This window comes from Acidovorax facilis, from assembly GCF_050626955.1.
GTDB lineage: Bacteria > Pseudomonadota > Gammaproteobacteria > Burkholderiales > Burkholderiaceae_C > Acidovorax > Acidovorax facilis.
Genome location: NZ_CP192460.1, coordinates 1,980,581 through 1,999,037 on the forward strand (window position 1 = coordinate 1,980,581; position 18,457 = coordinate 1,999,037).

General features: G+C 63.0%; 16 protein-coding genes and 2 tRNA genes. 6 read left to right on the forward strand and 12 right to left on the reverse strand.

Going from position 1 to position 18,457, the window contains the following annotated elements; all coding sequences use genetic code 11:
* Positions 1-13: 13 nt before the first annotated feature.
* Both aceF and aceE read right to left on the reverse strand, forming a co-directional pair.
* Entirely contained in the window at positions 14-1,699 is a 1,686-nt protein-coding gene (aceF, locus tag ACQ4MJ_RS08920) for a dihydrolipoyllysine-residue acetyltransferase (protein ID WP_431152944.1), read from the reverse strand.
* A 17-nt stretch (positions 1,700-1,716) separates the two neighbouring features.
* A complete protein-coding gene (gene aceE / locus ACQ4MJ_RS08925) occupies positions 1,717-4,440 on the reverse strand; it encodes a pyruvate dehydrogenase (acetyl-transferring), homodimeric type (RefSeq protein WP_431152943.1) in 2,724 nt (907 codons plus the stop codon).
* Between the two features lie 167 nt (positions 4,441-4,607).
* On the opposite strand from aceE, the gene ACQ4MJ_RS08930 reads away from it, so the two are divergent.
* The 5 genes from ACQ4MJ_RS08930 to ACQ4MJ_RS08950 all read left to right on the forward strand — a co-directional run bounded on the left by ACQ4MJ_RS08930 (position 4,608) and on the right by ACQ4MJ_RS08950 (position 11,591).
* Positions 4,608-7,169, forward strand: a complete 2,562-nt coding sequence (locus tag ACQ4MJ_RS08930; protein WP_055395892.1) for a PAS domain S-box protein — start codon at positions 4,608-4,610, stop codon at positions 7,167-7,169.
* Positions 7,166-7,792 (forward strand): response regulator transcription factor, encoded by a 627-nt coding sequence (locus ACQ4MJ_RS08935; protein WP_007848524.1) that lies wholly within the window; start codon positions 7,166-7,168, stop codon positions 7,790-7,792. The genes ACQ4MJ_RS08930 and ACQ4MJ_RS08935 overlap by 4 nt, the downstream gene beginning before the upstream one ends.
* A gap of 72 nt (positions 7,793-7,864) precedes the next feature.
* A complete protein-coding gene (folD, locus tag ACQ4MJ_RS08940) occupies positions 7,865-8,719 on the forward strand; it encodes a bifunctional methylenetetrahydrofolate dehydrogenase/methenyltetrahydrofolate cyclohydrolase FolD (RefSeq protein WP_228895231.1) in 855 nt (284 codons plus the stop codon).
* A 72-nt stretch (positions 8,720-8,791) separates the two neighbouring features.
* Positions 8,792-10,861: a M3 family metallopeptidase gene (locus ACQ4MJ_RS08945; RefSeq protein ID WP_431152942.1), complete on the forward strand. Its 2,070-nt coding sequence runs from the start codon at positions 8,792-8,794 to the stop codon at positions 10,859-10,861.
* A gap of 76 nt (positions 10,862-10,937) precedes the next feature.
* A complete protein-coding gene (locus tag ACQ4MJ_RS08950; protein WP_370108469.1) occupies positions 10,938-11,591 on the forward strand; it encodes a DUF4124 domain-containing protein in 654 nt (217 codons plus the stop codon).
* A 95-nt stretch (positions 11,592-11,686) separates the two neighbouring features.
* On the opposite strand, the gene rpiA is transcribed toward ACQ4MJ_RS08950, so the two are convergent.
* Complete coding sequence (rpiA, locus tag ACQ4MJ_RS08955) at positions 11,687-12,376, reverse strand: ribose-5-phosphate isomerase RpiA (RefSeq protein ID WP_431152941.1); 690 nt, start codon at positions 12,374-12,376, stop codon at positions 11,687-11,689.
* Between the two features lie 37 nt (positions 12,377-12,413).
* Between rpiA and ACQ4MJ_RS08960 the strand changes: the two genes are divergently transcribed.
* Positions 12,414-13,466: a quinone-dependent dihydroorotate dehydrogenase gene (locus tag ACQ4MJ_RS08960; RefSeq protein WP_121506479.1), complete on the forward strand. Its 1,053-nt coding sequence runs from the start codon at positions 12,414-12,416 to the stop codon at positions 13,464-13,466.
* A gap of 106 nt (positions 13,467-13,572) precedes the next feature.
* Here the strand turns inward: ACQ4MJ_RS08960 and ACQ4MJ_RS08965 are convergent, their stop codons facing one another.
* From ACQ4MJ_RS08965 to fdx, 9 genes are all read right to left on the reverse strand, one after another.
* Positions 13,573-13,905 (reverse strand): hypothetical protein, encoded by a 333-nt coding sequence (locus tag ACQ4MJ_RS08965; RefSeq protein WP_121420102.1) that lies wholly within the window; start codon positions 13,903-13,905, stop codon positions 13,573-13,575.
* Complete coding sequence (locus ACQ4MJ_RS08970; protein WP_055395878.1) at positions 13,905-14,300, reverse strand: phage holin family protein; 396 nt, start codon at positions 14,298-14,300, stop codon at positions 13,905-13,907. The genes ACQ4MJ_RS08965 and ACQ4MJ_RS08970 overlap by 1 nt, the downstream gene beginning before the upstream one ends.
* A gap of 42 nt (positions 14,301-14,342) precedes the next feature.
* Positions 14,343-14,645, reverse strand: a complete 303-nt coding sequence (locus ACQ4MJ_RS08975) for a DUF883 family protein (RefSeq protein WP_008904788.1) — start codon at positions 14,643-14,645, stop codon at positions 14,343-14,345.
* A gap of 146 nt (positions 14,646-14,791) precedes the next feature.
* The gene (locus ACQ4MJ_RS08980; RefSeq protein WP_431152940.1) at positions 14,792-15,889 is read right to left on the reverse strand and encodes an NAD(P)/FAD-dependent oxidoreductase; all 1,098 of its coding nucleotides are present in this window, start codon (positions 15,887-15,889) and stop codon (positions 14,792-14,794) included.
* A 29-nt stretch (positions 15,890-15,918) separates the two neighbouring features.
* Positions 15,919-16,956 carry a histone deacetylase family protein gene (locus ACQ4MJ_RS08985; protein ID WP_431152939.1) on the reverse strand — a complete coding sequence of 346 codons (1,038 nt, stop codon included), beginning with the start codon at positions 16,954-16,956 and terminating at the stop codon, positions 15,919-15,921.
* 188 nt (positions 16,957-17,144) lie between these two features.
* Positions 17,145-17,219, reverse strand: a tRNA-Val gene (locus tag ACQ4MJ_RS08990).
* A gap of 48 nt (positions 17,220-17,267) precedes the next feature.
* Positions 17,268-17,342 (reverse strand) — tRNA-Val (locus ACQ4MJ_RS08995).
* A gap of 37 nt (positions 17,343-17,379) precedes the next feature.
* The gene (gene dnaQ, locus ACQ4MJ_RS09000; protein WP_431152938.1) at positions 17,380-18,093 is read right to left on the reverse strand and encodes a DNA polymerase III subunit epsilon; all 714 of its coding nucleotides are present in this window, start codon (positions 18,091-18,093) and stop codon (positions 17,380-17,382) included.
* The gene (fdx, locus tag ACQ4MJ_RS09005; RefSeq protein ID WP_055395870.1) at positions 18,093-18,431 is read right to left on the reverse strand and encodes an ISC system 2Fe-2S type ferredoxin; all 339 of its coding nucleotides are present in this window, start codon (positions 18,429-18,431) and stop codon (positions 18,093-18,095) included. Before fdx ends, dnaQ begins: the two co-directional genes overlap by 1 nt.
* Between the last annotated feature and the right edge of the window lie 26 nt (positions 18,432-18,457).

Here is an 18,457-nt window from a genome sequence, read left to right on the forward strand (position 1 = left end):
TCTTGCCCTTTCGTTACATCACGATGCGGCGGAAGTCCGCCAGCAGCGAGGCAAAGTACACGTTGAAGCGTGCGGCGGCCGCGCCATCGATCACGCGGTGGTCCCAGCTGAGCGACAGCGGCAGCATCAGGCGCGGTGCGAACTGCTTGCCGTCCCATTTCGGTTCGATGCTGCTCTTGCACACGCCCATGATGGCGACTTCGGGCGCGTTGATGATGGGCGTGAAGTAGCGCCCGCCAATGCCGCCCAGCGAGCTGATGGAGAAGCAGCCACCGGTCATGTCGGCCGGGCCGAGCTTGCCGTCGCGCGCCTTCTTTGCCAGGTCGCCCATCTCTTGCGAGATCTGGACGATGCCCTTCTTGTCGGCGTCGCGGATGACGGGCACAACGAGGCCGTTGGGCGTGTCGGCCGCAAAGCCGATGTGGAAGTACTGCTTGAGCACCAGCTGGTCGCCGTCGAGCGAGCTGTTGAACTCGGGGAACTTCTTGAGCGCGGCCACGGCGGCCTTGATCATGAAGGCGAGCATGGTGACCTTGACGCCACTCTTCTCGTTCTCTTTGTTGAACTGCACGCGGAAGGCTTCGAGGTCGGTGATGTCCGCGTCGTCGTGGTTGGTGACGTGCGGGATGACGACCCAGTTGCGGTGCAGATTGGCGCCACTGATCTTCTTGATGCGCGAGAGGTCCTTGCGCTCGACGGGGCCGAACTTGGTGAAGTCGACCTTGGGCCAGGGCAGCAGATCCAGGCCCACACCGGAACCGCCAGAGCCACCGGATGCGGCAGGCGCCTTGGCAGCCTGCGCCTTGGTTTGGGTGGCACCCGCCATCACCTGCTTGGTGAAGGACTGCACGTCGTCTTGCGTGATACGGCCCTTGGGGCCACTGCCCTTGACTTCATCGATGGGCACACCCAGCTCGCGGGCGAACTTGCGCACCGAGGGCGATGCGTGCGGCAGGCCCGCTGTGGGCGTGCCAGGCTGGTGAGCGGGCACGGAGGCCGTAGCGGCGACCGGTGCAACGGCTGCTGCAACCGGTGCGGGGGCTGCAACAGGCGCAGCAGCGGGAGCCGCCGCCGGCGCTGCGGGCGCTGCAGCGGCAGCTGGCGCACTGCCCGCCACCCCTTCCAGCAAGGCCACCAAGTCGCCGATGTTGACGGTGTCCCCAATCTTGACCTTGAGCTCCTTGACCACGCCAGCGGCGGGCGACGGAATCTCCATGGAGGCCTTGTCGGATTCGACGGTGAACAGCGATTGTTCGAGCTTGATGGTGTCGCCCACCTTGACCAGCAACTCAATGACGGCCACGTCCTTGAAGTCGCCAATGTCGGGCACGCGCACTTCCACCGGGCCTGCAGTTGCAGGGGCTGCAGCGGGTGCAACCGGTGCTGGCGCAGCGGCCGCAACGGGGGCGGGTGCAACAGCGTCAGGGGCTGGCGCAGCAGCCGGGGCTGAGGCAACCGCGTCTGCCGACTCGACCACGGCAATCACAGAGCCCTGCTTGACCTTGTCGCCCAGGGCGATTTTGAGTTCCTTGACCACGCCTGCGTGGCTGGACGGAATCTCCATCGATGCCTTGTCAGACTCGACAGTGATGAGCGACTGCTCGGCCTTGACCGTGTCGCCCACCTTGACCAGCAGTTCGATCACGCCCACTTCGTCGAAATCCCCGATGTCCGGGACTTGAATGTCTACCAATGCCATTGTTGTCTCCGTTCGGTTTACGCGTACAGCGGGTTGACCTTGTCGGCCTGGATGTTGTACTTGGCGATCGCCTCAGCCACCTTGGTGGCGGGCAGGATGCCGTCTTCGCTCAGCGCCTTGAGCGCAGCGACCACGATGTAGTGGCGGTTGATCTCGAAATGCTCGCGCAGCTTGCTGCGGAAGTCGCTGCGGCCAAAGCCGTCGGTGCCCAGCACCTTGTAGGTGCGGCCCTTGGGGATGAACGGACGAATCTGCTCGGCGTAGGCCTTCATGTAGTCAGTGGACGCGACCACGGGACCTTGCGATGCGGACAGTTGCTGCGTGACGAAAGGCACCTTCGCTTCTTCGGTCGGGTGCAGCAGGCTCCAGCGCTCGGCGTTCTGGCCGTCGCGGGTCAGTTCGTTGAAGCTTGGGCAGCTCCACACCGAGGCGGCCACGCCCCAGTCCTTTTCAAGCAGTTCTTGCGCAAAGAACGATTCGCGCAAGATGGTGCCGCTGCCCAGCAGTTGCACGGTGGGCGCATCCTTGGGCAGTGCGGGCGCCTGTTTGCACAGGTACATGCCCTTGATGATCTGCTCTTCGGTGCCGGGTTGCAGGCCGGGCATGGGGTAGTTTTCGTTCAGCAGCGTCAGGTAGTAGAAGACGTTTTCCTGGCGCTCGACCATTCGCTTCATGCCGTCGTGCATGATCACCGCGACTTCGTGCGCAAAGGTCGGGTCGTAGCTCACGCAGTTGGGGATGGTGTTGGCCAGGATGTGGCTGTGGCCATCTTCGTGCTGCAGGCCTTCGCCGTTGAGCGTGGTGCGGCCTGAGGTGCCGCCCAGCAGGAAGCCACGGGCTTGCATGTCACCCGCCGCCCAGGCCAGGTCGCCAATGCGCTGGAAGCCGAACATCGAGTAGTACACGTAGAACGGGATCATGATCCGGTTGTTCGTGCTGTAGCTGGTGGCCGCCGCGATCCAGCTGCTCATGCCGCCGGCTTCGTTGATGCCCTCTTGCAGGATCTGGCCGGCCTTGTCTTCCTTGTAGTACATGACCTGGTCTTTATCGACCGGGGTGTACTGCTGACCTGCGGGGTTGTAGATGCCGATCTGGCGGAACAGGCCTTCCATGCCGAAGGTACGGGCTTCGTCCACCAGGATGGGCACCACGCGCGGGCCCAGGGCCTGGTCGCGCAGCAGCTGCGTGAGAAAGCGCACGTAGGCTTGCGTGGTGGAGATTTCGCGGCCTTCGGGCGTAGCCTCCAGGATGGCCTTGAAGGTGTCCAGCGCAGGCACAGTGAAGCTCTCGTCGGCCTTCACGCGGCGGTGTGGCAGGTAGCCGCCCAAGGCCTTGCGGCGCTCGTGCAGGTACTTCATTTCCGGGGTGTCGTCGGCGGGCTTGTAGAAGGGCAGTTCGGCAAGTTGGCTGTCGGGGATCGGGATGTTGAAGCGATCACGGAAGGCCTTGATGTCTTCGTCGCTGAGCTTCTTGGTCTGGTGAACCGTGTTCTTGGCTTCGCCAATCTTGCCCATGCCAAAGCCCTTGACGGTCTTGACCAGCAGGACGGAAGGCTGGCCGCCATGGTTTTGAGCGGCATGGAATGCGGCATAGACCTTTTGCGAATCGTGGCCGCCGCGCTGCAGGTTCCAGATCTCGTCGTCGGTCATGTGCTCGACCATCTTCAGGGTGCGAGGGTCGCGACCGAAGAAGTTCTTGCGCACGTAGGCACCGTCGTTGGCCTTCATGGCCTGGTAGTCGCCGTCGTTGGTTTCCATCATGAGCTTGCGCAGCGCACCATCATGGTCTTTGGCGAGCAACTCGTCCCAGCCCTTGCCCCAGATGAGTTTGATGACGTTCCAGCCCGCGCCACGGAACTCGCCTTCGAGCTCTTGAATGATCTTGCCGTTGCCACGCACGGGGCCGTCCAGGCGCTGCAGGTTGCAGTTGATGACAAACACAAGGTTGTCGAGCTTCTCACGCGCCGCCAGGCCAATGGCGCCCAGGGATTCGACCTCGTCCATTTCACCGTCGCCGCAGAACACCCAGACCTTGCGGTTTTCGATATTGGCGATGCCACGGGCATGCAGGTACTTGAGGAAACGCGCCTGGTAGATGGCCATCAGCGGGCCCAGGCCCATCGACACAGTGGGGAACTGCCAGAACTCGGGCATGAGCTTGGGATGCGGGTAGCTCGACAGGCCCTTGCCGTCCACTTCCTGGCGGAAGTTGAGCAACTGCTCTTCGCTCAGGCGGCCTTCCAGGTAGGCGCGGGCATAAATACCGGGGGATACGTGGCCCTGGATGTAAAGCAGGTCACCGCCGTGGTTTTCGCTCTCGGCGTGCCAGAAATGGTTGAAGCCCGCCCCAAACATGCTGGCCAGCGAGGCAAAGGAGCCGATGTGGCCACCCAGATCGCCACCTTCGGGCGGGTGATGGCGGTTGGCCTTGACCACCATGGCCATGGCGTTCCAGCGCATGTAGGCGCGCAGGCGCTGTTCGATTTCAAGGTTGCCGGGGCTGCGTGCCTCCTGGCTGGGCTCGATGGTGTTCACGTAGCCGGTATTGGCCGAGAACGGCAGGTCCACGCTGTTCTGGCGGGCGTGTTCCAGCAATTGCTCCAACAGGTAGTGGGCGCGCTCGGCCCCCTCTTTGTCGATGACGGCGGACAGCGCATCCATCCACTCACGGGTTTCCTGTTGGTCGGTATCGGTGGCGGGCGCGTTGCCGTTTCCGGCCTGAGGGTCGGGCTGAGCTGACATGCTTTGTCTCCTGTAGGTGTGGCAGCAATTTAGTACGTTGGCTCTAGTTTCGCATATTTTTTTAGAATTTCAAATGGTGCCCATGCATTTCATATTGCAAGAAAATGCTGCGAACGCACATTGCACGTGCCCCGGATTCCGGGCTGCTGCTCCCCTACACTTGAAGGATGGATTCCCTGCCCCCTCACCCCTCCCCCACCGCCATGGTCGTGGCGGCGCCCGCCCGCTGGTGGCGCAAGTGGTGGCGCGGGTTGTCGCCTACCCGGCAGGACCGGTTTGCAGCGCTGGCACCCTTGGCTGCCGTGCTGATGTTTCTGGCCGCCATCGTGGCGGCGTTCTGGTATTTGCGGGCCGAAGAGGCCGAGCGCGAACAAGAAGCCCTACGGCGTGACGTGGAATACGCGCAACAGCGTGTGCGCCTGCGGCTGCTGGAGCGGCAGGAACAGCTCATGCGCATTGCGCGTGACCTGTCCAACCAAGAGCTGGAACGCACAGAGTTTGTGAGCCGCGCCGAAAGCCTGATCAGCCAATACCCCGAACTGCAGGCGATCACCTGGATCGACGAGCGCCGCCGCATCCGCGCCAGCCATGCGGCACCGACGCTGGCCAGCAGCGAGCTGCGCATTGCCGGCGAAGTGCTCAAACCCGGCGACACGGCCGACACCTTTGGCCTGGCCCGCGACCTGCAGCAGCCGGTGTATGCCCAGCCCGCCGCAACCTCGGGCGATTCAACCCCGCTGCTCCAGCTGCAAGTGCCCTTGAACAACCAGGGCAAGTTCAGCGGCGTGGTGCTGGGGGAATACTCCATCGACAGCCTGCTGCGCTACGGCACGCCGACCGAGGTGCTGGCACGCTACGCCGTCACGCTGCTCGATGGCAAGAACCAGGTGCTGGCCGGAACCCCGCTGGGACCGCGCAACACGGCCACACAGCTCCTGCCTTGGTCACCCCGAGCCAACGAATACGAGGTCCCCGTCTCCCCGGTGGGCAACGGGCTGGTGCTCAAGGCGCAGGCCTACCGCACCTCGCTGGGCGTGGTGGGCAGCGGGCTGTTCTGGCTGGTGGGCACGCTGAGCGCGATGACGGCCTGGATGCTGATCGCCACCTGGCGCCACACCCGCCGCCGCATGCAGGCCCAGCAGGCCCTGGTGGCAGAGACGAACTTCCGCCGCGCGATGGAGAACTCCATCCTGACGGGCATGCGCGCGCTGGACATGGAAGGCCGCATTACCTATGTGAACGCCGCTTTCTGCCAGATGACTGGCTGGAGCGAGGCCGAATTGGTGGGCCTGAAAGCACCCTTCCCCTATTGGCCCGACTCCGACCACGAAGCCTTGCACGCCAAGCTGCGCGACGAACTGTCGGGCAAAACCATCGTCGGCGGCTTTCAGGTGCGGGTGCGGCGCAAAAGCGGCACGCTCTTCGATGCGCGACTGTATGTGTCGCCCCTGATCGATGCACACGGCCAGCAGACGGGCTGGATGACCTCGATGACGGACATCACCGAGCCCAACCGCATCCGCGAACAGCTTTCCGCATCGCACGAGCGCTTCACCATCGTCCTGGAATCGCTGGACGCCTCGGTGTCGGTGGCCCCGCTGGGCAGCGAAGAACTGCTGTTCGCCAACAAGCTCTACCGCCAATGGTTCGGCTCGCAGACGGGCGGCCACCTGCAGCTGGTGGCGCAGGCGGGCGTGGTGCCAGTAGCGGGCACGGAGCACACGGGCATGGACGACGAAGACGGACTCATGGGACTGCCCACCGACCCACTCACCAGCGCCCGCACCGAGAACGCCGAAATCTACCTGCCCGACCTGGGAAAGTGGCTCGAAGTACGCTCGCGCTACCTCAACTGGGTGGACGGCCGACTGGCCCAGATGGTGATTGCCACCGACATCACCCCCCGCCGCCAGGCCGAAGAGCAGGCAGCACGCCAGGCCGAGCGCGCCCAATCCGTCAGCCGCCTCATCACCATGGGCGAGATGGCCTCCAGCGTGGCGCACGAATTGAACCAGCCGCTCACGGCCATCAACAATTACTGCAGTGGCATGGTCTCGCGCATCCAGAGTGGCCAGCTGACCGAAGAAGCCCTGCTCACGGCACTGCAAAAGACCGCCCACCAGGCCCAGCGCGCGGGCCAGATCATCCAGCGCATCCGGGCCTTTGTGAAGAAGAGCGAGCCCAACCGCACCCTGGCCGACGTGCATTCGATGGTCAACGAAGCCGTGGAGCTGGCCGACATCGAGCTGCGCCGACACAACGTGCGCCTGACTCACTATGTGGCCGCCCGCCTGCCGCCCGTGATGGTGGACACCATCCTGATTGAGCAGGTGCTGGTCAACCTGATGAAGAACGGCGCCGAAGCCATCCAGCACGCCAACCGTCCACCGTCGGGTCGCAGCGTGGAACTGCGCGTGGTGCCCAAACACGTCGAAGACCGCGAAGTGGTGGAATTTTCGGTGCAGGACACCGGCAAGGGCCTGGCCCCCGAAGTGCTGGAGCGCCTCTTCGAAGCCTTCTTCTCCACCAAGGAAGAAGGCATGGGCATGGGCCTCAATCTGTGCCGCAGCATCGTCGAGTCGCACCAGGGCAGGATGCTTGCGGAGAACCTCTACAATGGATCCGAGGTCACGGGCTGCAAGTTCTCCTTCTGGCTGCCGCTTGCCAAGCCTGCTGATGCCACTACAAATTCTGTAGCAAACATTCAAAAACCAAGGACAATTGCATGAGCTTGATTCCGAAAAAAGGCACTGTCTACGTTGTGGACGACGACGAGGCAGTTCGCGATTCCCTGCAGTGGCTGCTGGAAGGCAAGGACTACCGGGTGCGTTGCTTTGATTCGGCCGAGACCTTTCTCTCACGCTACGACCCCCGCGAAGTCGCCTGCCTGATTGTGGACATCCGCATGGGCGGCATGACGGGCCTGGAGCTTCAGGATCGACTGATCGAGCGCAAGTCCCCCCTGCCAATCGTGTTCATTACAGGCCACGGCGACGTGCCCATGGCTGTGAACACCATGAAAAAAGGCGCGCTGGATTTCATCCAAAAGCCTTTTGACGAAGAAGAACTGGTCGGACTCGTCGAGCGCATGCTCGACCACGCCCGCGAGGCCTTCGCCGGCTACCAGCAGGCCGCCAGCCGCGATGCCCTGCTCTCCAAGCTGACCAGCCGCGAAGCCCAGGTGCTCGAACGCATCGTGGCCGGTCGCCTGAACAAGCAGATTGCCGACGACCTGGGCATCAGCATCAAGACGGTGGAGGCGCACCGCGCCAACATCATGGAGAAGCTCAACGCCAACACCGTGGCCGACCTGCTCAAGATCGCCCTCGGCCAGAACGCCCCCAAGGGTTGAAACTCACATTTTGATAGCTGCTCGCGCTTGCTGATAAAGCGCTAGAGACCAATTTTATTCATATTCTCCGACATGACAGCCCAACTCATCGACGGCAACGCCCTTTCCCGCCAACTGCGCGCCGACGTGGCGCAACGCGCCGCCTCCCTGAAAACCCGTGGCGTCACCCCCGGGCTGGCCGTTGTCTTGGTGGGCGACAACCCTGCCAGCCAGGTGTATGTGCGTAACAAGGTCAAGGCTTGCGAAGACAGCGGCTTGTACTCCGTCCTCGAAAAGTACGAGGCCGACATGACCGAAGCCGCGTTACTGGCCCGTGTGGAGGCCCTCAACAACGATCCGGCCATTCACGGCATCCTGGTGCAGTTGCCCCTGCCCAAACACATTGATGCGCAGAAGGTGATCGAAGCCATCTCGCCCGCCAAGGATGTGGACGGCTTTCACATCGCCAGCGCCGGGGCTCTGATGACCGGCATGCCCGGCTTCTGGCCATGCACACCCTATGGCTGCATGAAGATGCTGGAAAGCATCGGCTACGAGCTCAAGGGCAAACACGCCGTGGTCATCGGCCGCAGCAACATCGTGGGCAAGCCCATGGCGCTGATGCTGCTCGGCCAGAACGCCACCGTCACTATTTGCCACAGTGCCACCCAGGACCTCAAGGCTCAAACCCTGCAGGCCGATGTGATCGTGGCCGCAGTCGGCAAACGCAATGTGCTGACCGCCGACATGGTCAAGCCTGGCGCCGTGGTGATTGACGTGGGCATGAATCGCAATGACGAAGGCAAACTCTGCGGCGACGTGGACTTTGACGGCGTCAAGGAAGTGGCCGGCTGGATCACCCCCGTGCCTGGCGGGGTTGGCCCCATGACCATTACCATGCTGCTGGTGAACACCATCGAAGCCGCTGAGCGCACTGCAGGGCACTGACCTGGGTCAGTGCTGTCGATGTCGGCGGCTTTGCAACTTGAACCTGCGCCATATGGCGCCATCTGATTTCGCATGAGCAACGCCCTTCTCGACTTCTCGGACCTCCCCCATTTCGACCGCATCACACCGCAGGACGTGGCGCCTGCCGTGGATGTTCTGCTGGAGCGTGCCAATGCCGCGCTGGAGACCGTCACCGCACCCGACTTTCCAGCCCGCTGGGACGCGATTGCGAAAGTGCTGGATGTGGCCACCGAACGGCTGGGCACCGCCTGGGGCAGCATCAGCCACCTCAACAGCGTGGCCGACACCCCTGAACTGCGCGCAGCCTACAACGCCGCCTTGCCCAAGGTCACCGAGTTCTGGACGCGCCTGGGTGCCGATGAACGCCTGTACGCAAAATACAAGGCCATCGACCCCGCCACCCTGACTGCAGAGCAGCGGCAGGCACACCTGAACGCGGTGCGCAACTTTGTGTTGAGTGGCGCGGAGCTGACCGGTGCCGCCAAGGAGCGTTTTGCGCAGATCCAGGAACGCCAGGCCGAGCTGAGCCAGAAGTTCAGTGAAAACGCCCTCGATGCCACCGACGCCTACGCTTACTACGCCACGGCCGAAGAACTGGAAGGCATTCCAGACGATGTCCAACAGGCCGCGCTGGCCGCAGCACAGGCAGACGGCAAGGAAGGCTACAAGCTCACCTTGAAGATGCCCTGCTACCTGCCGGTCATGCAGTTTGCCGCGCGCAGCGACCTGCGCGAGAAGCTCTACCGCGCCTATGTGACCCGTGCCTCCGACCAGGCTGAGGGCGATGCACGCAAATTCGACAACACAGCGCTGATCAGCGAAATCCTGGCACTGCGCCGCGAAGAGGCCCAACTGCTGGGCTACGCCAATTTTGGGGAAGTGTCCGTGGTACCCAAGATGGCCCAATCACCGGCGCAGGTGATCACCTTCCTGCGTGATCTGGCCCGACGCGCCCGCCCTTACGCCGAGAAGGACATCGCCGACCTGCGCGCGTTTGCCGCCGAACACCTGGGCCTGGCCAATCCGCAGGCCTGGGACTGGCCCTACATTTCCGAAAAACTCAAGGAAGCGCGCTACGCCTTCAGCGAGCAGGAGGTCAAGAAGTACTTCACGGCGCCCAAGGTGCTGGCGGGCCTGTTCAAGATCATCGAAACCCTGTTCGAAGTGTCCATCCGGCGCGACACGGCCGCCGTCTGGCACCCAGCCGTTGAGTTCTACCGCATTGAGCGCACGCACCCGGAGGGCGCCCATAAGGGCACCCAGCTGGTGGGCCAGTTCTACCTCGACCAACCTGCACGCACCGGCAAACGCGGCGGCGCATGGATGGACGATGTGCGCACACGCTGGCTGCGCCCCGACACGGGCGTGCTGCAAACCCCGGTGGCGCACCTGGTGTGCAACTTCGCCAGCGGCGTGGACGGCAAGCCACCGCTGCTCACTCACGACGACGTGATCACCCTCTTCCACGAGTTCGGCCACGGCTTGCACCACATGCTCACCCAGGTGAACGAGCGCGACGTCTCGGGCATTGGCGGTGTGGAGTGGGACGCGGTGGAGCTGCCCAGCCAGTTCATGGAGAACTTCTGCTGGGAATGGGATGTGCTCAAGCACATGACGGCCCATGTGGACACGGGCGAGCCCCTGCCCCGCGCGCTGTTCGACAAGATGATTGCCGCCAAGAACTACCAGAGCGGCATGCAGACGCTGCGACAGATTGAGTTCTCGCTGTTCGACATGCTGCTGCACACCGAACACGACCCGGCCCAGGACATCATGCCTCTGCTGGACCAGGTGCGCCGCGAAGTGGCCGTGCTGCAGCCCCCGGCATTCAGCCGCACGGCACACACCTTCAGCCATATCTTTGCGGGCGGGTATGCCGCTGGCTACTACAGCTACAAATGGGCCGAGGTACTGAGTGCAGACGCCTACGCAGCCTTCGAGGAAACCGCTGGAAGCGACGGTCTGCCGAGTATAGAAACGGGTCGCCGCTACCGCCAGGCCATCCTGGAAGCCGGTGGCAGCCGCCCTGCGATGGAATCGTTCAAGGCCTTCCGGGGCCGCGAGCCCAGCCTGGAAGCCCTGCTGCGCCACCAGGGCATGGCGGAAGAATCGACTGCCTGAGCGAACCGAACCCACGGTCTGAAATGCACACGTTGCACCCAGGCCTGACGACAAAGAAGGAGCAAGGAGAATGAACATGCACAAGCCACTGACCGCCCCCCTGTTGGCGACTTTGCTGATGACACTGGCCTGCGCCAGCGTGCAAGCACAAGGCGTCTACCGCATCGTCGGCCCGGATGGCAAAGTGACGTTTTCGGACCGACCTCCCGCCGACGCCAATGCCAACGCGCAGCCCGCCCGCACGGCCAACGAGGCGCCCGCTATTGCCAACGGCGCGCTGCCCTACGAGCTGCGCCAGGTTGCCAACCGCTTTCCGGTCACTCTCTACACCGGCAACGACTGCCCGCCCTGCACCTCTGCGCGCAACCTGCTCACGTCACGGGGTGTCCCGTTTACCGAGCGCACCGTGTCCAGCAACGAAGACATAGCGGCGTTTCAAAGGTTGAGTGGCGGTACCGGCCTGCCCTTCGGCACCATCGGCGGCCAGCAGCTCGCAGGCTTTTCCGAAGGGGAATGGGTACAGTATCTGGACGCTGCGGGTTACCCGAAACAATCCGCACTGCCCCGAAACTACCGCCAGCCAGCGCCCACGCCATTGGTGGCCGTCAAGGCGGCAGAACCCGCAGCAGCGGCCTCGGCCCCAGCGCCCGCAGCACCGTCCAGGGCACGCCCGCCCGCACCTGTCAATGATGGGCCATCACCCAGCAATCCCGCAGGTATCCGGTTCTGATCTCGGAGTGCGGGAACGCGCGGCCAACTGCCAAAACAAAGGGGCCTATTCAGGCCCCTTTTTCTTTGCCGGAAAAACTGCTCAGGAGTTCATGCTCAGTAGGTGAGCGTTTTCACACCCTGTGCGGTGCCCAACAGGCAGACAGACGCCTTCTGGTGGGCAAAAACCCCCACCGTCACCACCCCCGGCCACTGGTTGATGTCGGATTCAAACGCCAACGGGTCCGCGATCGAGAGCCCACGGACATCCAGGATGTGTTGACCGTTGTCGGTCACCAGGGGTTGCCCATCCCGTATCCGCAGCTGCGCCTGCCCCCCCATCGCCGCAAAACGCCGTGCAATGTGGTTGGCAGCCATGGGGATCACCTCGACCGGCAAGGGAAACTGCCCCAGCGCCTGGACCAGCTTGGATTCATCGGCAATACACACAAAACGCGTGGCCAGTGCCGCGACGATCTTCTCGCGCGTCAGCGCAGCGCCACCGCCCTTGACCATATGGCCTTTGCCATCGATCTCGTCGGCACCGTCGATGTAGACCGCAAGCGAAGCCACTTCGTTGGCATCAAACACTGGAATACCGAGCGCCTTGAGCCGCTCCGTGCTGGCCACCGAGCTGGAGACAGCACCCTTGATCTGGTCCTTGATGGTAGCCAGTGCGTCAATGAACTTGTTGACGGTGGAGCCGGTGCCTACGCCCACAATCTCGCCAGGCACCACATATTGCAGTGCGGCTTGGCCTACCAGGGTCTTGAGTTCGTCTTGGGTCAGGGAAGGAGTGGTCGTCATGGGAGAAAATCAGGGGTAATTCTTGAATTATCCCTCCATGTCCCTGATCCCCTACGCCCTCACCCGCCCCTTTCTCTTTGGCATGGATGCCGAGACCGCCCACGAACTCACCATGGACATGCTGGCACGCGGGCAGCGCACTCCGCTGCAGTGGGCCTGGTGCAACGAAACCGTGGACGACCCCGTGGAACTGGCAGGCCTGACCTTTCCCAACCGCGTGGGTATGGCGGCAGGCCTGGACAAGAACGCCCGCTGCATCGACGCACTGGGTGCCATGGGCTTCGGCTTTGTCGAAGTGGGCACGGTGACGCCCAAGGCGCAGCCCGGCAACCCCAAGCCGCGCATGTTCCGCCTGCCCGAAGCCCGGGCGCTGATCAACCGCCTGGGCTTCAACAACGAGGGCCTGGACGCCTTCCTGCACAACGTGCAGCAGGCGCAATTTCGCACCCAAAGCCGCAAACATCCCCTTCTGCTGGGCCTCAACATCGGAAAGAACGCCACCACCCCCATCGAGAATGCCACCAGCGACTACCTGACCTGCCTGGAGGGCGTCTACGCCCACGCTGACTACGTCACAGTCAACATCAGCTCACCCAACACCCAGAACCTGCGCGCTCTGCAAAGCGACGCTGCCCTGGACGCCCTGCTGGGTGCCATCGCCGAAAGGCGTGAGGCCCTGGCCACACAGCATGGCCGCCGCGTGCCGGTGTTTGTGAAGATTGCCCCCGACCTCGACGAAGCCCAGGTGTCCGTGATCGCCGCCACACTGCAACGCCACGGGATGGACGGCGTGATCGCGACCAATACCACCATCAGCCGCACTGCCGTGCAAGGCCTGCGCCATGCAGGAGAGACCGGCGGCCTGAGCGGAGCGCCGGTTTTGGAGGCCAGCAACCAGGTCATCCGCCAGTTGCGGGCCGCACTGGGCAGCCGCTTTCCCATCATTGGTGTGGGCGGCATCATGAGCGCAGAGGATGCCGTCAGCAAAGTCCGCGCGGGCGCCGACGTGGTGCAGATCTATACCGGACTGATCTACGAAGGCCCCGCTTTGGTGGTGAAGGCCGCAAAGGCCATCAAAGCCATGGGTTGAGTCCAGGTCGCCCCGCTGAACCGGAAACACAAAGAGCCGCTGTGATCAGCGGCTCTTTGTGTTTGCGAGAGGCAGGCCGCCTTGCGCAGGTGCGTGCAGCACCGGCCTAGCGCCGCAGCCGCATCAACATGGGCAGCAGCACACCCGCCCAACGAATCAGGCGGCGCGGCCCTGCCACCAAGGCAACCCCTGCCATGGCCGCAACCGCCAGGGGATGCTCCCGCGCAAACCCTGCAGCGCGAAGCGCCATGGATTCGTCCATGCCGCCTGCCCCAGGGTCACGCTGCGCCAAGGCCAGCGACTGGGCTCGCGCAGCCCTGCGAGCGCGAAGACGTTCGCGTTGCAGGGCAATGCGGTCCAGCACCCGCTGCTGGGCAGCCGTCGGCGGGGGAAACACAGGCTGCGACATGGGAGATGGAGATGAAGGGGTCGTCGCCATTACAAACGCTCCTTGATGTCACGCCAGTCCTGTGCGAGTTCGCGGCGCGTGAGGGCGAAGCCATTGCCCGCCTTCTGAACCACGGAAACCAGCGACATCAGCGTCGCGGCCCATCCCACAGTCCACACGGCCGCGACCAACCAGGCCACCAGCGTGCGATGGGGGGTATCCCAGAAATGAACCAGCACCGCCAACGAAAGCATGATCAAGGCCACCACCGTGAGCCCTGCCACCACGATGGTCAACACCAGCATCTGCTGCAGGCGTTGTTTCTGATCCTGCCATTCCAGACGGGCGAGGTCCATCCGGTCTTCGGCCGCAATGGCGCCTTCGATCACATTGGCGCGCCACCGGGCCACCAGCGACTCCAGCCCCAGAAGAGAAAGCCAGTTCATGCGCAGCCCCCGTGTTGTGCAACCGAGCCCTGACGGCCCGGATCAGCGGCGTGCAAGCAGGAAGCCCACCAGCGCGCCCACCGCCAGTGCGGCCCCGGCCACGCGCCAGGGTTCATCATGCGCATAGCGGTCGGCCGCAAGTGCCGCTTCTTTGGCCTGGCGGGCGGCATCTTGCGCCGCACGCACGGCAGACTCGCGCACGTTGTGCATGCCATCGTCAAGACGCTGGCGCAGCAGCTTGATTTCCGGAACCGCGTCGAGATCTTTGTTGGCCAGTAGCCCCCGCAGATCAGAAACCAGCTTTTCCAGTTCGCCCTGGGTCGTGGTGGTGTCGGAAGCAGTCATACAAGCCTTTCTTTAAGCAACAAAAAAATCAGTCAGCCCTGTCGGCAGAGCCGTGCAAAACACCAGTTCATCTTAGTCATCCGCTCTGTTCCCCTTCGTAGGACGGGGTCTCAAGAGGTTACCGATTGCAAATGGCTTGCCCCAGATCAAACGAGTGCGGCCACATGTTCTGCAATCGCCAGAGAACTTGTCAACCCCGGGGACTCAATGCCAAACAGGTTCACGAGACCGGGGATGCCATGGACTGATGGTCCCTGGATCACAAAGTCCGCTGCCGGCTCATCCGGTCCGTGGATCTTGGGCCGCATGCCCGCATAGCCGGGTGCCAGCTCCCCGTCGCGCAGTGCGGGCCAGTACTTGCGGACCTCGGCGTAAAACGCATCTCCGCGTGCGGGGTCTACCAACAGGTCATCTGGCGAATCCACCCACTGCACGTCGGGGCCGAACTTGGCCTGCCCACCCAGGTCCAGTGTCAGATGCACGCCCAGGCCTGCGGCCTCGGGCACGGGGTAGATCAAGCGGCTGAAGGGGGCTTTGCCGGACAGCGTGAAATAGCTGCCTTTGGCACAGCGAGCATGGGGCACATGATCCACCCCCAGCCCTGCGAATCGGCGGGCCAGCGCGGGGGCGTGCAGCCCTGCTGCATTGACCACCGTGCGCGCTCGCAAGCGCGTACCGTCGAATGCTTCCAAATTTATAGCATCTTGCGCACATTCCGCAAGCGCCAGGGGCGAATTCAGTGCAACAAGTCCCCCCGCATGCTCCAGATCGCCCTGCAGCGCGAGCATCAGGGCATGGCTGTCCACAATGCCGGTACTGGGCGAAAACAAAGCGGCAACACATTCCAGCGCAGGTTCCATGGCCTGGGCTTCATGGCGACCTAGCCAGCGCAAATCCAGTACGCCGTTGGCTTGCGCCCGCGCCTGGATGGACTCAAGACTTGACAACTGGCCCGTCGAGGTTGCCACCAGGAGTTTGCCGCAGCGGCGGTGAGGCACATTGCGCTCAATGCAGTAGGCATACAGCATGTCTCGGCCTCGCACGCACAGCTTGGCCTTCAACGAATCGGTAGGGTAGTAGATCCCGGCATGGATCACCTCGCTGTTGCGCGAGCTGATACCCGTTCCGATGGCATCGGCAGACTCCAGCACCATCACTTCGCGGCCCTGCAGGGCCAGCGCCCGCGCGACGGCAAGGCCCACGACACCCGCACCAACCACCACACAATCAACAGCATCCGCCATCACTCAGCCCTCCAATAGGCACCGCATCCTCAAACCTGCTCGAACCCGTCGAGCACATTGACGGCGTTGGTGCCCAGTTCTGTAGCCGCATAGCCACCTTCCAGCACAAAGACGGTGGGCAGGCCCGCCCGTGCAAGGCGCTCACCCACCCGGGTGAAATCGGCGGACGCCAGCGCAAACTTGGAGATGGGATCGCCCTCAAAGGTATCGAGCCCGAGGGAGACCACCAGGGCGTCAGCACCCTGGCTGGCAATACGCGCACAGGCGCTTTCCAGCGCATCGAACCAGGTCGTCGCACTGGTGCCTGCAGGCAGCGGCAGGTTCAAATTGAAACCCGCGCCCTGACCCACCCCGGTTTCGTCCGCATGGCCTAGATAAAACGGGTACTCGGTGCGTGGATCGCCATGGATGCTGATGAACAGCACATCGGCCCGGTCGTAGAAGATGCTTTGTGTGCCGTTGCCATGGTGGTAGTCCACATCCAGCAACGCCACACGCTGTGCACCCTGGTTGCGCAGCACCTGTGCGGCCACGGCAGCATTGTTCAGAAAACAATAGCCGCCCATGAAGTCGGGGCCGGCATGGTGGCCGGGCGGCCGTGTGCAGCAAAACGCCGCGCGGGCCCCTTGCGCCACAAGGGTCGCAGCGCTGGCGGCAGCATCGGCTCCCGCCTTGGCTGCAGCCCAGGTACCCGACGCCATGGGCGTACCGTTGTCCATGGAGTACAGGCCCAGGCGTGCCACAAAATTCTCAGGCTCCAGATCACTGCGCAAGGTACGCACGGGCCAGACCGACGGGAATGGCTGCACTCCAGCGTTGGCAGGATCGAGGGCCAGCCAATGCCGCCAAGCGGTCTGCAAAAAGGCCAAATACCGTGGCGCGTGCACCTGAGACAACACGGGGGCGCTATCCACATCCGGGGCCATCAGGCCATGGCCGCGCGCCCGCAGCGCCTCTTCGACATAGTCCACGCGTGCAGGCTTCTCAAAACACGGCACGCGTTCGCCGCGAAAAAATTCATGGACGGGGGCGTGACCCTGGTGAAACGGATTGTGGAAGGTGATCATGGGTCAGGGCGTATCGATAGCGGCAAAGAGGCCAGAGGACAGCGAGTGCGGTTCCAGGAAATGCAACTGCCGTGGAATCACGGTCCGACACTTTAGCCTCTCTGCGGCGTGCAGCAGGCGAAACAGCCGCCTATGCAAACGCCCATGAAAAAACCCCTGCAGACCAAAATCTGCAGGGGTTTTCAAATTGGTGGGTGATACATGGATCGAACATGTGACCCCTGCCGTGTGAAGGCAGTGCTCTACCGCTGAGCTAATCACCCGACGTAGGCACCCTGAAACAGAGTGCATTCGCAAGAAGTCAAAAAGCGTGGTGGGTGATACATGGATCGAACATGTGACCCCTGCCGTGTGAAGGCAGTGCTCTACCGCTGAGCTAATCACCCGTGTCTCTGTGACAGCCTTCTATTATGGCACAGCTTTTCAGGCCGCCTGAACAGTTCTCCAAATTGTTTTGCCACCACTGGCCTTGTCGATCTGCGCCAGCAGCTCCGCGTGGGCCACCTGTTCCTGCTCACTGGCACGCAGGACGGGCAGGCTCAATCCGCGCAGGTCGATGGCTGCGATCTTCAGGCCATCGCCACTGTCCTGCGCATCGTCGGAAATCAGCAGGGCATCCTGGCCGCGCGTGAGATTGATGTATACATCGGCCAGCAGCTCGGCATCCAGCAAGGCGCCGTGCAGCGTGCGGCCCGAGTTGTCCACACCCAAGCGGTCGCACAGAGCGTCGAGCGAATTGCGCTTGCCCGGGTACATCTCCTTGGCCATGGCCAGCGTGTCGGTCACGCTCTCCACATAGGTGCGGAACGCGGGACGCCCCACCAGTTCCAGCTCCTTGTTCAGAAAGCCCACATCGAACGCGGCGTTGTGGATGATGATCTCGGCGCCTTGCAGGTACTGCAGGATGTCATCCACCACCTCGGCGAACTTGGGCTTGTCCTTCAAAAACTCATTGCTGATGCCGTGCACCTTCAGCGCGTCTTCGTGGCTGTCGCGGCCCGGGTTGAAATACAGGTGCAGGTTGTTGCCGGTCAGCTTGCGGTTGAGCAGCTCCACACAACCCAGTTCAATGATGCGGTCACCACCTTCGGCCGAAAGGCCGGTCGTCTCAGTGTCCAAAACAATTTGCCGGGACATCAGTGGTTTTCCTTCGCGTGGTTGATCGTGTACTTGGGAATTTCCACAGTCACATCGGTTTGCGCCAGGATGGCCTGGCACGACAGGCGCGATTGTGGCTCCAGCCCCCAGGCGCGGTCCAGCAGGTCTTCTTCCTCTTCCTCGGCCTGGTTGAGCGAGCTCAGCCCCTGGCGCACGATAACGTGGCAGGTGGTGCAGGCGCAGCTCATGTCACAGGCGTGCTCGATGTTGATGTGGTTGTCCAGCAGCGCTTCGCAGATCGAGGTGCCAGCAGGCGCCGTGATTTCAGTGCCTGCGGGGCAGTATTCGGGATGGGGGAGGATTTTGATGACGGGCATGGGGTGTCTTTTTCTTGTTCAGAGGG